Source organism: Corynebacterium bouchesdurhonense (assembly GCF_900078305.2).
Taxonomy (GTDB): Bacteria; Actinomycetota; Actinomycetes; order Mycobacteriales; family Mycobacteriaceae; genus Corynebacterium; species Corynebacterium bouchesdurhonense.
Genome location: NZ_LT546026.1, coordinates 1 through 14,132, shown reverse-complemented (window position 1 = coordinate 14,132; position 14,132 = coordinate 1). Strand labels below are relative to the sequence as shown.

Sequence of the window (14,132 nt, the reverse complement as noted above, 5' to 3'; positions counted from 1 at the left end):
CGCGCTTAGTTGGGCGTGTAAGTTTGTAGCCCATGCGCCTGACTGAGTTTGAGCAGCTTGTCCGTGACGAGTTCGGACCGGAGCGCGCCCAGTGGATCATCGGGTCCCAGGTCCTGCCGCAGTCCGGCCAGACCGCGGCGGAGGCGATCGAAAGCGGTGTCGATCCGCGCGAGGTGTGGCAGGGGCTCTGCGATGCCTTCGACGTTCCCGAGGAGCGCCGCCTGGGCGTGGATCGCCCGGGTTTTTAGGGCGGCTGCCCCCACACGGCGTGTGCGATGCGGTATCGAACATGTTTGCGTGTAGGATCGGGCGTGTTGGATCCCGGTTCTACAGTGTGGTCTAGCTTCGCCGTTCTTCGCTGCTGGAAAAAGTTCGGGTCCGGACGGAACCGGAGGCAACGGCGAGCGTCTAATACATAACAGCTACATTTCTGCCGCCGCCACACATCGAAGAGGAGAGCACACGCATGGCAACCAAGAAGAAGACCGCAGCCGCCGCGGGGAGCGACCGTCAGAACGCGCTCGACGCGGCGCTAGCGATGATCGAGAAGGACTTCGGCAAGGGCGCGATTATGCGCCTGGGGGACGAGGAGCGCCCGCCGATCCAGTCCATCTCCTCCGGCAACACCGCCATCGACGTGGCGCTGGGCATCGGCGGCTGGCCCCGCGGGCGCATCGTGGAGATTTACGGGCCGGAGTCTTCCGGTAAGACCACCGTTGCACTGCACGCCATCGCTCAGGCGCAGCGCGCAGGCGGCATCGCCGCGTTCATCGACGCGGAGCACGCGCTCGACCCCGAGTACGCCAAGAAGCTCGGCGTGGACACCGACAACCTGCTGGTTTCCCAGCCGGACACGGGCGAGCAGGCGCTCGAGATCGCGGACATGCTGGTGCGCTCCGGCGCCATCGACATCATTGTGATCGACTCGGTCGCGGCACTGACGCCGAAGGCCGAGATCGAGGGCGAGATGGGCGACAGCCACGTCGGCCTCCAGGCCCGCCTCATGTCGCAGGCGCTGCGCAAGATGACGGGCGCGCTGTACAACTCCGGCACCACCGCCATCTTCATCAACCAGCTGCGCGAGAAGATCGGCGTCATGTTCGGCTCGCCCGAGACCACCACCGGCGGTAAGGCGCTGAAGTTCTACGCCTCCGTCCGCTGCGACGTGCGCCGTATCCAGACGCTGAAGGACGGCCAGGATTCCATCGGCAACCGCACCAAGCTGAAGGTGGTTAAGAACAAGGTCTCGCCGCCGTTCAAGATCGCCGAGTTCGACATCATGTACGGCGAGGGCATTTCCCGCGAGTCCTCGATCATCGACATGGGCGTGGACAACGGCATTGTGAAGAAGTCCGGCTCCTGGTTCACCTACGAGGGGGACCAGCTAGGCCAGGGCAAAGAGAAGGCCCGCCTGTTCCTGAAGGACAACCCGGAGCTGGCGGACGAGATCGAGGACAAGATCTTCAAGGCCCTCGGCGTGGGCAAGTACGCGAACGCCAGCGCCGCGGACGACGAGCTGACGGACGATCCAGTGGACATGGTCCCCAACATCGACTTCGACGACGATGACGAGGACCTCCTGGCCTCCGACGAGCAGTAGCCGAGCAGTAGCCCGTGCCGCAGCCCGATCCGGAGAAGCTTGCCCGCCTGCAGCGCGCGATCGACGAGTTCGAGGAGGGCGACCTTTTTGACGCGCGCCGCGACGAGGCTTTGGCGCCCGTGCGTAAGCGCGCGCTCGGGCTCCTAGACCAGCGGGCCCGCTCCCGCCACGAGCTGCGAGAGCGCCTGATCGCCGCCGAGTTCGCACCCGATCTCGTCGACGAGGTGCTGGACTCGCTCGAGCGCGCATCGCTTATCGACGACTCCTCGTTCGCGCACGAATGGGTCCGCCAGCGCGCCGCCCGGCGTGGCAAGTCGGCGCGGGCCCTCGACTTGGAGCTGCGCGACAAGGGCGTGGCCGCGGCGATCCGCGCCGACGCCCTGGCCCAGATCAGCGAGGAGGACGAGGAGGCGCAGGCCCGCGCCCTCGCCGAGAAGAAGGCCCGTGCCGTCAAGGCGGTGCCCGCGGACCGCACCGAATACGACAAGGCGCTGCGCCGCGTCGTCGGTGTGCTTGCCCGCCGCGGCTACAGCTCGGGTATGTCAGTGCGGATTGCCCGCGAGGCGCTCGACGAGCGCCTCGACGAGCTTGGGGGCTAGTGACCCTGGTCCGGGTTCTCCAGCTCCACGTAGCCGGGGGCGCGCCAGTCCACGTTGACTGTGTCCTTGGTGTCCAGGCCCACGCTCGGGCCGGCTTCCGGCACTCTGGCGAAGATGTTGCGGCGAGCGCGGCCCGCACGAAGCTGGCGCTCCACTCGCTCGGCGAGCAGCGTGAGGGTGTAGTTGATCAGGATCATGATCACGCCGACCACAAACAGCGAGGCGAGGAAGTTCTGGTTAGTGGAAGCGGACTGGATACCGGAGCGGACAACCTCGATGTAGCCGATCTGGTAGCCGAGCGCGGTGTCCTTAAGCGCAATGACCATCTGTGCGATGAGCGCCGGGAGCATCGCGGCCACAGACTGGGGCAGAAGGATGGTCCACATTGTCTGGCGGTGCGACATGCCGAGCGCGCGGGCCGCCTCAGTCTGGCCCTTCGGCAGGGAGTTGATGCCTGCGCGCAGCACCTCTGCAATTACCGAGCCGTTGTAGAGGGTCAGCGCCACCACGACTGCCCAGAAAGCCAGGCTGCTTGGGGGCACCAGCTTGTATAGGGCAAAGAGCTGGTAGGAGAAGATCATCAGAAGCAGCACTGGGATGGCGCGGAAGAACTCCACGACCACGCCGGAGACGCCGCGGATGAGTTTCGACTCGGACAGGCGGCCAAGCCCGAAGATCACGCCGAAGATGATGGCAAAAACGATGGAGGTCGCTGCCGCTTTCAGCGTGCCGAGCAGGCCCGGCAGGATGTAGGTCTTCCAGGTGTTGGCCTGGGTGAACGGCTTCCATTTTGCGGGGTCGAGCTGGCCCTTCTCACCAAGGGTGGACAGAACCCACCAGGCGATCGCCACTAGGACAATGATGGTGACCGCAGTGTAGATGCGGTTGCGCATTAGGGCTTTGGGGCCCGGTGCGTCATAAAGCACCGTAGCGCGCACTTCATTTGCCATTTACTTCTTCACCGCCATTCGCTCAGCCAGGCGGCCAAAGATGAGGCCGATTGGCAGGGTGAGGATGATGAAACCGAGTGCGAAAACGCCAAAGATGACGAACAGCTCGCTGGCGTGCATCTCAATGGTGGACTTCATCAAAAGGGACGCCTCCGCAACACCGATCGCTGAGGCAATAGTGGTGTTCTTGGTCAGCGCGATCAGTGTGTTGCCTAGTGGCACGAGCGCCGCGCGCCACGCCTGGGGGAAGACGATGTTGCTAAACGTCTGCCCGAAACTCAGCCCCAGCGAACGCGCCGCCTCGGCCTGGCCGAAGTGGACGGTGTTGATGCCGCTTCGCAGGCTCTCCGCCACAAAGCAGGAGGTGTAGAGGATGAAACCGAGCACGGCGAGGCGGAAGTTTTGGTCCGCCAGGAAGGTGCTGGACTCGCGGCTGGCCAGTTGCAGGCCCAAGTTCTGGTAAAGGCCGAAGGAGCAGAACAGGATCACCAGCGTCAACGGGGTGTTGCGCACGGTGTTGATGTAAAACGCCGACAGCGAGCGCAAGATCCCCACGGGGGAGACGCGCATGGCGGTCAAAATCGTGCCCAGCACGAGCGAGCCAATGGCTGACAACGCGGTGAGCTTGATGGTCGTCCAAAAGGCAGGCCAGAGCTTAGGGAGCAAAAATGCCCAGAGTGCATCCATGGTGAAACTCTCGATTGAAGGGATGGGGCGGCGGGCGCTTTGTCCGCGCCCGCGTGAACGGCTAGTTCAGGAAGGAGAGGTCACCCGGGGTGGCCTTTTCAACGCCCTCGCCGCCGTCGATGTTCTCCTCAAGGAACTTGTCAAAGGAGCCGTCGTCGTACATCGCCTTCAGCGCCTTGTTGATGGCCTCGGTGGCTTCGGTGTCGTCTTTCTTCAGGCCGATGCCGTAGTGCTCGTTGGTGAACGGCTTGCCGTCCTTGTTCAGCTCAACCAGCTTGAAGGTGCCGGGGGACTGTGCGGCGTAGCCGCCGAGGATGGTGGCGTCGGTGGTCAGCGCGTCGACGTTGCCCTGGCGCAGTGCCTCAACGCAGGAGGAATAGGTGTCATACTCCTGCAGCTGCACGCCCGGCAGGGTGTCCTTCACCTTCTGGGCGGGGGTGGAGCCGGTCACCGAGCACAGGATCTTGCCGTCAAGGTCCTCAAGACCCTTGATGTCCGAGTTGCCGCTCTGTACCAGGAGGCCCTGGTGGGTGACCAAGTACGGGCCGCCGAAGTTCACGGACTCCGCGCGGGACTTGTTGATGGAATAGGTGGCGGTGATCATGTCCACCTCGCCGTTAGAGATCAGGGTCTCGCGCTGCGCGGACGGGGTCTCGCGCCAAGAGATGGTCGGCTCGGACCAGCCGTTGTCCTTTGCAATAGAGTTCACCACGTAGGTGGCCACGTCCACGTCCAGGCCGGACATGGAGCCGTCAGCCTCGCGGAGGCCAAGGCCCGGCTGGTCAAACTTGGTGCCGAGGGTGACGCTGCCCGACTCGATGTGGGCGAGGAGGCCTTCGCCGGCTGCGTCGCCGTCGGAGCTGCCGCCGCAGGCGGTCAGAGTAAGGCCCAGGATTGCTGCGGAAGCAGCGGCGGTGATGCGAACGGTCCGGTTCATGAGAAAACTCCTTGTCATCGAGTTGGGGGAATGCTTACGGGGCTAGTGCAGGATCTTGCCCAGGAAGTCCCGGGCGCGGTCCGACTGTGGATTGGTGAAGAAGGACTCGGGATCGGTGTCTTCCACGATCTCGCCGTCCGCCATGAAGATGATGCGGTCAGCCACCTTGCGGGCGAAGCCCATCTCGTGGGTGACCACCAGCATGGTCATGCCGGAGGCTGCGAGCTCGGTCATGACATCGAGGACTTCTCCCACCATTTCAGGGTCTAGGGCGGAGGTTGGCTCGTCGAAAAGCATGACCTTCGGCTCCATTGCAAGCGCGCGGGCGATAGCCACGCGCTGCTGCTGACCGCCGGAAAGCTGGGCGGGGTATTTCTCCGCCTGCGCACCGATGCCCACGCGCTCGAGGAGCTCATCGGCTCGGCGGACGGCGTCGGCCTTCTTCGTGCCGCGCACCTTTGTGGGCCCGAGGGTGACGTTGTCACGGATGGTCAGGTGCGGGAACAGGTTGAACTGCTGGAACACCATGCCCACTTCGGAGCGCAGCTTGGCCAGGTCCTTGCCCTCCTCGGGTAGGACGCGGCCTTCGATTTCGATCGTTCCCTCGTCGATGGTCTCGAGGCGGTTGATCGTACGACACAGCGTGGACTTACCAGAGCCAGACGGCCCGAGCACCACGATTACTTGGCCGCGAGGGACTTCAAGGTTGATGTTCTTCAACGCGTGGAAATCGCCGAAGTACTTGTTCACGCCGGAAATCCGAATCATCGGCTGAGTAGGCATCTGTGTCATGCGCAATACATTTACGCCACGCAAGTGAGCGAAACTACAAAATTGCGCAATTTTGCTTAAGGTCTCACTAATCGGGTTACCCCCGCCCGCACCGGGGCGCGGCTCGCACGGCGTTTTTCCCTGCACTTCCTCGGCGTTAGACTGTCTCGCCGTGACTACGGCGAGCACCACCCCCACGACCCACCCGCGCACCTACGAGGTGCGCACCTTCGGCTGCCAGATGAACGTGCACGACTCCGAGCGCCTATCCGGCATGCTCGAAGACGCCGGCTACGTGGCCGCGCCGGAGGGGCAGACGCCGGACCTGGTGGTGTTCAACACCTGCGCCGTGCGCGACAACGCGGACCAGCGACTCTACGGCACGCTCGGGCAGCTCAAGCACACCAAGGACACCCACCCGGGGATGCAGATCGCGGTCGGCGGCTGCCTCGCGCAGAAGGACAAGGACGCGGTGATCGACCGCGCGCCGTGGGTGGACGCCGTCTTCGGCACTCACAACCTGTCCGCCCTGCCGACGCTGCTCGAGCGCGCCCGGGTGGAGGACGAGGCGCAGGTGGAGATCGCCGAGGCGCTCGAAGCGTTCCCGTCCGTGCTGCCCGCCAAGCGCGAGTCCGCCTACGCAGGCTGGGTGTCGGTGTCGGTGGGCTGCAACAACACGTGCACGTTCTGCATCGTGCCCAGCTTGCGAGGCAAGGAGATCGACCGCCGCCCCGGCGACATCCTCGCGGAGGTGCAGGCGTTGGCGGACCAGGGCGTTTCCGAGATCACCCTGCTGGGCCAGAACGTGAACGCCTATGGCGTGAACTTCGCGGACCCGGACATGGGGCGCGACCGCTCGGCATTCTCGAAGCTGCTGCGCGCGTGCGGGAACATCGAAGGCCTGGAGCGCGTCCGCTTCACCTCGCCGCACCCGGCGGAGTTCACCTCCGACGTCATCGACGCGATGGCGGAGACGCCCAACGTGTGCCCGCAGCTGCACATGCCCCTGCAGTCCGGTTCGGACAAGGTGCTCAAGGACATGCGCCGCTCCTACCGCTCCCAGAAATTCCTGGCCATCCTGGACGAGGTGCGCGAGAAGTTGCCGCACGCCTCGATCACCACCGACATCATCGTGGGTTTCCCCGGCGAGACGGAGGAGGACTTCCAGGCCACCCTCGACGTGGTGGAGAAGGCCCGCTTCACCTCGGCCTTTACCTTCCAGTACTCGCCGCGCCCGGGCACGCCCGCGGCGGAGATGGCGGACCAGCTGCCCAAGGCCGTGGTGCAGGAGCGCTTCGAGCGCCTGGTCGCGCTGCAGGAGCGCATCTCGGCGGAGGAGAACGCGAAGCTGGTGGGCGCGGACGTGGAACTCCTGGTTCAGGACGGGGGTGGCCGGAAGAACGACCGCACCCAGCGCATGTCGGGGCGCGCCCGCGACGGCCGCCTGGTGCACTTCGCCGTCGAGGGTGCCGTCGGTGGCGCGATCGACGGCGAGGTCCGCCCCGGCGACATCGTCCATGTGACCGTCACCGATTCCAAGCCGCACTTCCTCATCGCGGACTCCGGCATCACACGCCACCGCCGGACCAAGGCCGGCGACAACTGGGCCGCGGGCCAGGTTCCCACGACGGCCCCGGTGGGAGTGGGCTTAGGCTTGCCGACGTTTTCCAAGCCGCGCCAGGGCTAGGGTAGGGGACATGGCCGCCGAAACGAATCTCCCAACAAGCGCCGAGTCCCTGGCCGAGGCCGAGCGGCGCGCGAGCAACTCAATCGCCGACACCCCCGCCCGCTGGGTGCTACTCGCCTGCGCGGCGCTCATGCTGGTGTCCCTGCTGCTCCCGTTCGCCGGCGGCGCCGCGGGGTGGCGCTTCCTCGTGCCAACCGAGGCCTCGCGCGGCGCCAAGGCCAGCATCGCCGAGTACCTGTTCACGTGGTTCTCGCTGGTGGGGCTGGGCGTGTGCGGCACCCTCGCGGCGGCGCTGCGGCGCTACCGGCTGGCTGCGGTGGGTTGGGTGCTCACGGGTATGGCCGTGGTCTTCGCGCTGATGTCCGTGTGGCTGCGGCGAAGCTCGGCGACCGCGGACATGCCGGGCCACGGCGCCGGCATCTACCTGGCCATGGCCGCGGTGCTGGCGGCGGTGTTCGCCTACGTGCCGGTGATCACGCGCCGCGGCGGCGAGCAGGAGGCCATCGCGGTGGAGCGCGCCGCGGCCCAGGGCACCGACGAGGTCGCGCTCGCGCAGCGCGCCGCGGCCGAGCACGCGCACGAGCCCAACCCGCTGCTCGTCGACGACCGACGCGCCCGCGCCGCAGAGCGCCGCCGCCGGTAGCGGCTAGAGCTTCTGCCAGGCCGTGGTCGAGGAGACCACCGCCGCCCCGACGCGGCGCATCATCGCCCCGGCGGGCGCGGAGCCGGCGGGGTAGGAGCAGTACACCGTCTCCAGCCCGTCCCACGCCGTCGCGGCGGCCGCGAGCGTCTCCGCCACCAGCGCGCTGCCGATACCGCGCCCTCGGTGCTCGGGCAGCACGTAGACGAGGCCGAGCTCGCACACCCGCTTGTCGTCGGAGTGGTAGTGCACCACCTCGCACATGCCGGCGATTGCGCCTTGCACGTACGCGATGCCGGTCAGCTGCGCACCCCCGCGGTCGCTCAGGCGCGCGCCGGCGTCCACGATGCGCCCCAGGTCCCACTCGATCGGCTCGAGGCGCAGCTCGCCGCGCGGGTAGTCGCGCGAGGCTTGGGTGAGCAGGTGCGAAAACTGCTCCAGCTCGCCGGGCGCGGCGCGCCGCCGCCCGCCGAAGCCGGGGCCCTCCACCACCGCGATCTCGCACGGGGCATTTCGCTTGTCGACGCTCCCCAGCGAGAACACCGCCTGATCCTCCCGGAACGCCTCCGCGTAGCCCGCGTCGCGCACGCCGGGCGGCGCCTGCATCCCCGGGGCGTGCGTGACCCAGAGCTGCCGGATGGGGCGGTGCAGCTTCTCTGAGAGGGCGTCGATAAGCGAAAGGGCCCCGATCCACGGCTCCTCCGGAGCGGTGTCGCCGGGCAGCGGGGTGAGCTCGGCATCGAGGGTGACGTTGGCCTCCAGCACCTCGCGGTCCTCGAGCAGCGGCACGGAGACGAACACCCAGGCGTGTACGGCGTCGAGGTCCGAGGCGGTGAGCTCGGGGAAGCCGAGCTCGGTGACCGGGCGCAGCGCGTCGTTCTCCGTAAGCGCGAAGAGGTATGCCTCGGATTCGGCCGAGGGTTCGAGGCGCTTGGCGATGTGCGACGCGGTCACGCCCGAGGTGGCCATGCCGGTGATGTCCTGGATGGCGAGGGTGGCGGAGAACGCGTATCCCCCGACCGCGTACTCCGAAAGCTCGGAGCCGGGGCGGGGGACGAACTGGACGGCGGTGAGCACTAGCGGTCGTTCGCCGCCTTGGCCGCCACGTCCGCGAACTCCTGCCACTGCTTGGCCTGCTCGCGCAGCTCCGTCGCCTGCTTGGCGTTGCCCTTCGCCTCGGCGGCGTCCGCCTGCGCGGCGAAGTCGTCCGCCTTGACCTGGAACTGGTTCACCTTGTCCTGGGCGGCCGGGTCGGAGCGGCGCCAGCGGGACTCCTCGGCGTCGGTCACGCGGCGTTCGATCGCGGCGATCTTGTCCTCGTACTCGCGCACCTTGCCGCGCGGCACGAAGCCGATCTCCTCCCACTTGTCCTGCAGCTCGCGCAGCTTCGCCTTCGCCGCGCCGAGGCCCTTGGCCGGGTCCACCAGCGCGTCGTACTCCGCCAGCAGCGCATCCTTCGCCTCGGCGTTGGCCTCGAACTCGCGGTCGCGCTCGGCGTTGACGGCGTTGCGGGCGTCGAAGAAGTGGTCCTGGGCAGCGCGGAACTGCGCCCACAGCTTGTCGTCCACGTCGCGCGGGGCGCGGCCGGCGGCCTTCCACTCCTGCATCAAGTCGCGGAAGGCGCGGGCCGTTTCGTTCCAATCGGTGGAGTCCTTGAGCGCCTCAGCGCGCACCACTAGGTCCTCCTTGGCCTTTTTCGCACTCGCGCGACCGCGGTCCAGCTCGGCGAAGTGGGAGCCGCGGCGGCGGTTGAACGAGTCGCGGGCGCGGGAGTAGCGCTTCCACAGCGCGTCGTCCGTCTTGCGGTCGATGCCGCGGATGGTGCGCCACTCTTCCAGGATGTCGCGGATGCGGTCACCCGCCGCCTTCCAGTCCGTGGAGTGCTCGGCCAGCTCCTCGGCCTCGGCCGCGAGCGCCTCCTTGCGGGCGATGGCCTCGGCGCGGCGCTGCGCCTTGGCCTCCTTCGCGCGCTCCCCGGCCTCGTCGGTACGCGAGATGAGGGACTCCAAGCGGGATTCCAACGCCGCGAAGTCGCCGATGGCCGCCGCAGTGGGCAGGGAATCCTTGATGGTCTGCGCGTTGGCGCGCAGGTTGGCGGCGTCCTCCGGGTGGGCGCGCAGGCGGTTCTCGATGAGCTCGACCTCAGTCACGATGTCGTCGAACCGCTGCCCGAAGTGGGCGAGGCCCTCCTCCGGCGCACCCGCCTGCCAGGAACCGATCTCGCGCTCCGCGCCGCCGTGGGTGACGTAGACGGTGCCCTGCTCGTCCACGCGGCCCGGCACTAGCCGCCGGACGGCGCGAATGGTCTCCGATTTTACCGCGCTTTGCCCCGCCCCGGGCTGGAATGGTCCCCGCGGCGCTCGGCTAAAGTGGGGCGGGTGACCCGCACCGCCTCCGTCCTCATTGTGCCGGGCTCGCCCGCGCTGGTTGCGGAGCTGGGCCGGGGCGATGCGGCGAGTCGCGAGCTCGAGCGCGCCGCGCGGGCAGCCGCCGTCGGGGACACCCGCCCTGTGGACATCGTCTGCGACATGGGCCCGGATACCTACACCGCCCGCACCGGCACCTTCGCCGCGTGGGGCGCGCCCCAGGTGGACGTCGGAGGCGGCAGCCACCTCGGCGAGCTCGTGGTCCGCTACCTGCTCGGCCCGCGCGAGTACCGCCCCGCCCGCGCGCACGTCGCCCCGCTCGACCCGTCCGCCTTGACGGTGGTGGTCGCGGACGGCCCCGCCGGGCTCACGGCCCGCGCCCCGCTCGCGCTCGTGCCCGGTGCCCCCGCGGCCCACGAGGCGCTGCGCCGGTTCGTGGCCACGGGGCGGGGGTTTGTTCGAGGGGGCGTCGACAAGCGCATGCTCTGGGAGGAGCTTTCGCTTCTCGACGTCACCCGGGCCCACCTCATCGCCTCTGACGACACCCTCGGCGTGGGGCGCTACGTGGGGGCGTGGGAGGTGGCGCTGTGAGGCCGATCGCGGTCGTGGGGCCCACCGCGTCCGGCAAATCCGCGCTGGGCATCGCGCTGGCGCAGGAGCTGGGCGGCGAGGTGGTCAACGTGGACTCGATGCAGCTCTACCGCAGCATGGACATCGGCACTGCCAAACTCGCGCCGTCCGAGCGCGGCGGCATCGAGCACCACCTGCTGGACATCTGGGACGTCACCCGCACCGCGTCCGTGGCCGAGTACCAGGCGCTCGCGGTGGCGAAAGTGGAGGAGGTCCTCGCGCGCGGGAAGGTGCCGGTGCTGGTGGGCGGCTCGATGTTGTACGTGCAGTCGCTTATCGACGCCTGGTCCTTCCCGCCAACCGACCCGCAGGTGCGAGCCCGCTGGGAGGCGCGGCTGGCGGAGGTCGGGGTGGACGCGCTGCACGCGGAGCTCGCCGCGGTGGACCCCGACGCCGCCCGCGTGATCGAGGACAAGGACCCGCGCCGCACCGTGCGCGCCCTCGAGGTGATCGAGCTGACGGGCAAGCCGTTCCAGGCCTCGCAGCCGCCGAAGGACGCGCCGCCGCGCTGGGGCACCCGCATCCTGGGGCTGCGTGCGGAGGCGGCGTGGCTCAACCCGCGCATCGAGCTGCGCACGCACCAGATGTTCGAGCAGGGGCTGGTGGACGAGGTCCGCGGTCTGCTGGATGTCGGTCTCACGCGCGACTCCACCGCGGGGCGCGCGATCGGGTACGCGCAGGTGCTGTCGCTGCTCGAGGGGGAGCTTTCGCTTGTCGACGCTCGCGAGCAAACGATCACCGGCACGCGGCGCTACGTGCGCCGCCAGCGCTCCTGGTTCAACCGCGACCCGCGCGTGGCGTGGCTCGACGCGGCCGGGGCGGACGTGCCGGGGGCGGCGCTCGCGGCACTAGACTCGCGTGAGTGAATACCTCGCAGAATTTCTCGCAGCTGCCCTTCATCAAAGCCCACGCCACCGAAAATGACTTCGTGGTGATCATCGACGTGAGCGACGAGCTGACGCTGTCGCCCGAATTCGTGGCGCGGCTGTGCGACCGCCGCGCCGGCATCGGCGGCGACGGCCTCCTGCGCGTGGTGCGCCCCGCCGAGACGGGCCGCTGGTTTATGGACTACCGCAACGCGGACGGCTCGATCGCCGAGATGTGCGGCAACGGCATCCGCGCCTTCGCCCACGTTCTGGCCGCGGAGGGCTTAGAGGAGCGCGACGAGTTCGAGGTGGACACCCGCGCCGGCGTGAAGACCATCCGGGTGCTGGAAGCGACGCCGACCTCCGCGCGCGTGTCCGTGGACATGGGGCCGGTAGAGGTCACCGGCGTGTCCACCGCATCCATGGGGGATTTCGAGTTCGCGGGCCTGGGCGTGGACGTGGGAAACCCGCACCTAGCCTGCGTCATCCCCGGCCTGACACCTTCGGCGCTGGCGGAGCTGGAGTTCTCCCAGCCCGTCTTCGACCGCGGTTTCTTCCCCGAGGGCGTGAACGTGGAGGTGCTCACGGAGCTCGCCGACGGCAACATGCACATGCGCGTGTGGGAGCGCGGCGTGGGCGAGACCCGCTCCTGCGGCACCGGCACGGTGGCGGCTGCGCAGGCTGCGCTCGCCGACGCCGGCCTCGAAGCTGGGTCCGTGAGCGTCCACGTCCCTGGCGGTGTGATCGACGTGGAGCTGGCCGAGGACGCCGGCACCACCCACGCCACCATGACGGGCCCCTCCACCATCGTGGCCCGCGGGTTCCTGGCGTAGCCGGATTCCTCGCGCTGCGTCTGCGAAACGCACCGAGAAGCGCACTCACGACTGAAGCCCCTCTCCTCCGTAATGAAGGAAAGGGGCTTCAGCGTCTATCGGCTGTTAGCGGGAGGAGCCGTTGGAGCTTCCTGCGCCGCCACAGGTGGTGGCGATGCTTGCGATCAGGCCGATCGCAACCGCGGCGACCCCGAGGCCAGTTGCGGCCATCTGGATCTCCTGATTGTAGCGGTTAGCCATCTCAGCCAGCTGCGGGTTGAACAGGCCCAGCTGCTGCTGTGCTTGGACGTTCCACGCCGCGAGCTGCTCGTTGACCGGGCGCATGGCCTCCTCAACTACGGGGATACCCGCGTTGAGGGCAATACCAACCGGAATCAGTGCCAGCAGCGGCAGCGACCAGCCCACGAGGGTGGCGATGCACTTGCCATCAACGCTGCTGGTTGCCTTCGCGTTGCCGGTGTCGCCCGTCCCAGCACTCGCACCAGGTTTGACGGTGATGGTGACGGGGACTTCGTCGGTGGTGCCGTCGGGGTAGGTCACGACGACGGTGGCGTCCTTCTTACCGTCGGTGGAGGTGTCAGGCTGCGGGTCTTTGAAGGTGACCTTGGTGCCAGCGGGCACGTCGGTGGGCAGGGTGATGTAGTCCTGCGGGTTCGGTGTGTCGTTGACCTGGATCGGTGCGACCTGATCAGCCGGCTTGGGCTGCGGGTCGTACTTGGTGTTTTCGGGTGCAGGTTTGACGGTGATGGTGACGGGGACTTCGTCGGTGGTGCCGTCGGGGTAGGTCACGACGACGGTGGCGTCCTTCTTACCGTCGGTGGAGGTGTCGGGCTGCGGGTCTTTGAAGGTGACCTTGGTGCCAGCGGGCACGTCGGTGGGCAGGGTGATGTAGTCCTGCGGGTTCGGTGTGTCGTTGACCTGGATCGGTGGAGAGTGTCAGGAAGTTTGTGTGTGAGGCTCTGATCTGAAAGGAGTTTCACCGATAATGACTACGGTGTCACCGAAGAAAGGCTATGACCCGTCGAGGGTCAACGCGATCAGCGAGAAGCTGATGGATAACCCCGAGCTCGCAAAGCTCATCGGGGAGCTCTCCACCTCCACCGACGACGCCAGTGAGCTGGTGAAGGGGCTTTTGCAGGCATCGATCAACGCTGGCCTGCAGGCGGAGATGGACGCCCATTTGGGCTACGAGCACTCCGACCGCAAAGCCAAAGCCCAGGTAGATACCGGTGATGGTGGTAACCACCGCAACGGGTCCTACACCAAAACCGTGGATTCTGGCTATGGCCCGCTGGAAGTGACCGTGCCCAGGGATCGGGCGGGGACGTTTCGCCCGCAGATGGTGCCCAAAGGTGTCCGCAGGCTCACCGAGCTTGATGACATGATCATCTCCCTGTACGCGGGTGGGATGACCGTGCGCGACATCCAGCACCACCTTGCAACCACCCTTGGGGTGGACATGAGCCCGGATACCATCAGCACGATCACCGACGCGGTGCTCGATGAGGTGATGCTGTGGCAGAACCGCCAGCTAGATGAGTTCTACCCGGTGATCTTCCTCGACGC

Annotated in this window: 16 protein-coding genes; 9 read left to right on the top strand and 7 right to left on the bottom strand. The window is 67.5% G+C overall.

The annotated features are described in order from the left end of the window. Positions 1 to 32 precede the first annotated feature (32 nt). The 3 genes from BN4252_RS02185 to recX all read left to right on the top strand — a co-directional run bounded on the left by BN4252_RS02185 (position 33) and on the right by recX (position 2,199). A complete protein-coding gene (locus BN4252_RS02185; RefSeq protein WP_066524847.1) occupies positions 33 to 248 on the top strand; it encodes a DUF3046 domain-containing protein in 216 nt (71 codons plus the stop codon). A gap of 218 nt (positions 249 to 466) precedes the next feature. After that, positions 467 to 1,600: a recombinase RecA gene (recA, locus tag BN4252_RS02180; RefSeq protein ID WP_066524845.1), complete on the top strand. Its 1,134-nt coding sequence runs from the start codon at positions 467 to 469 to the stop codon at positions 1,598 to 1,600. A gap of 14 nt (positions 1,601 to 1,614) precedes the next feature. Then, complete coding sequence (recX, locus tag BN4252_RS02175; RefSeq protein WP_066524844.1) at positions 1,615 to 2,199, top strand: recombination regulator RecX; 585 nt, start codon at positions 1,615 to 1,617, stop codon at positions 2,197 to 2,199. Here the strand turns inward: recX and BN4252_RS02170 are convergent. The 4 genes from BN4252_RS02170 to BN4252_RS02155 form a co-directional block, all read right to left on the bottom strand. Further along, positions 2,196 to 3,149, bottom strand: a complete 954-nt coding sequence (locus tag BN4252_RS02170; RefSeq protein WP_066524842.1) for an amino acid ABC transporter permease — start codon at positions 3,147 to 3,149, stop codon at positions 2,196 to 2,198. The two genes, recX and BN4252_RS02170, sit on opposite strands and share 4 nt — an antisense overlap. Next, complete coding sequence (locus BN4252_RS02165; protein WP_066524839.1) at positions 3,150 to 3,836, bottom strand: amino acid ABC transporter permease; 687 nt, start codon at positions 3,834 to 3,836, stop codon at positions 3,150 to 3,152. It abuts the gene before it with no gap. Between the two features lie 61 nt (positions 3,837 to 3,897). Further along, positions 3,898 to 4,773, bottom strand: coding sequence for a glutamate ABC transporter substrate-binding protein (locus BN4252_RS02160; protein WP_078056725.1), 876 nt, complete (start codon positions 4,771 to 4,773; stop codon positions 3,898 to 3,900). Positions 4,774 to 4,815: 42 nt separating this feature from the next. Further along, positions 4,816 to 5,541, bottom strand: coding sequence for an amino acid ABC transporter ATP-binding protein (locus BN4252_RS02155; protein WP_066524832.1), 726 nt, complete (start codon positions 5,539 to 5,541; stop codon positions 4,816 to 4,818). A 175-nt stretch (positions 5,542 to 5,716) separates the two neighbouring features. On the opposite strand from BN4252_RS02155, the gene miaB reads away from it, so the two are divergent. Beyond that, complete coding sequence (miaB, locus tag BN4252_RS02150) at positions 5,717 to 7,231, top strand: tRNA (N6-isopentenyl adenosine(37)-C2)-methylthiotransferase MiaB (protein ID WP_066524827.1); 1,515 nt, start codon at positions 5,717 to 5,719, stop codon at positions 7,229 to 7,231. Between the two features lie 10 nt (positions 7,232 to 7,241). After that, complete coding sequence (locus BN4252_RS02145) at positions 7,242 to 7,874, top strand: Rv2732c family membrane protein (RefSeq protein WP_066524821.1); 633 nt, start codon at positions 7,242 to 7,244, stop codon at positions 7,872 to 7,874. 3 nt (positions 7,875 to 7,877) lie between these two features. On the opposite strand, the gene BN4252_RS02140 is transcribed toward BN4252_RS02145, so the two are convergent. Both BN4252_RS02140 and BN4252_RS02135 read right to left on the bottom strand, forming a co-directional pair. Further along, positions 7,878 to 8,948: a GNAT family N-acetyltransferase gene (locus tag BN4252_RS02140; RefSeq protein WP_066524815.1), complete on the bottom strand. Its 1,071-nt coding sequence runs from the start codon at positions 8,946 to 8,948 to the stop codon at positions 7,878 to 7,880. Further along, positions 8,948 to 10,174: a DUF349 domain-containing protein gene (locus tag BN4252_RS02135; RefSeq protein WP_066525826.1), complete on the bottom strand. Its 1,227-nt coding sequence runs from the start codon at positions 10,172 to 10,174 to the stop codon at positions 8,948 to 8,950. The genes BN4252_RS02140 and BN4252_RS02135 overlap by 1 nt, the downstream gene beginning before the upstream one ends. Positions 10,175 to 10,249: 75 nt before the next feature. Here BN4252_RS02135 and BN4252_RS02130 point away from each other — a divergent pair, with 75 nt between their 5' ends. Genes BN4252_RS02130 through dapF form a run of 3 tightly spaced genes read left to right on the top strand, consistent with a single transcriptional unit; the run spans position 10,250 to position 12,566 of the window. Beyond that, positions 10,250 to 10,828: a hypothetical protein gene (locus tag BN4252_RS02130; RefSeq protein WP_066525836.1), complete on the top strand. Its 579-nt coding sequence runs from the start codon at positions 10,250 to 10,252 to the stop codon at positions 10,826 to 10,828. Continuing rightward, a complete protein-coding gene (miaA, locus tag BN4252_RS02125) occupies positions 10,825 to 11,733 on the top strand; it encodes a tRNA (adenosine(37)-N6)-dimethylallyltransferase MiaA (RefSeq protein WP_066524813.1) in 909 nt (302 codons plus the stop codon). The genes BN4252_RS02130 and miaA overlap by 4 nt, the downstream gene beginning before the upstream one ends. Continuing rightward, complete coding sequence (gene dapF, locus BN4252_RS02120) at positions 11,730 to 12,566, top strand: diaminopimelate epimerase (RefSeq protein ID WP_066524812.1); 837 nt, start codon at positions 11,730 to 11,732, stop codon at positions 12,564 to 12,566. The genes miaA and dapF overlap by 4 nt, the downstream gene beginning before the upstream one ends. 105 nt (positions 12,567 to 12,671) lie before the next feature. Here dapF and BN4252_RS02115 read toward each other — a convergent pair whose 3' ends face one another. Continuing rightward, entirely contained in the window at positions 12,672 to 13,490 is an 819-nt protein-coding gene (locus BN4252_RS02115) for a Rib/alpha-like domain-containing protein (protein WP_096877749.1), read from the bottom strand. A gap of 61 nt (positions 13,491 to 13,551) precedes the next feature. Here BN4252_RS02115 and BN4252_RS02110 point away from each other — a divergent pair. Further along, the coding region (locus BN4252_RS02110; protein WP_230208545.1) for a transposase at positions 13,552 to 14,132 on the top strand (581 nt) is incomplete at its 3' end.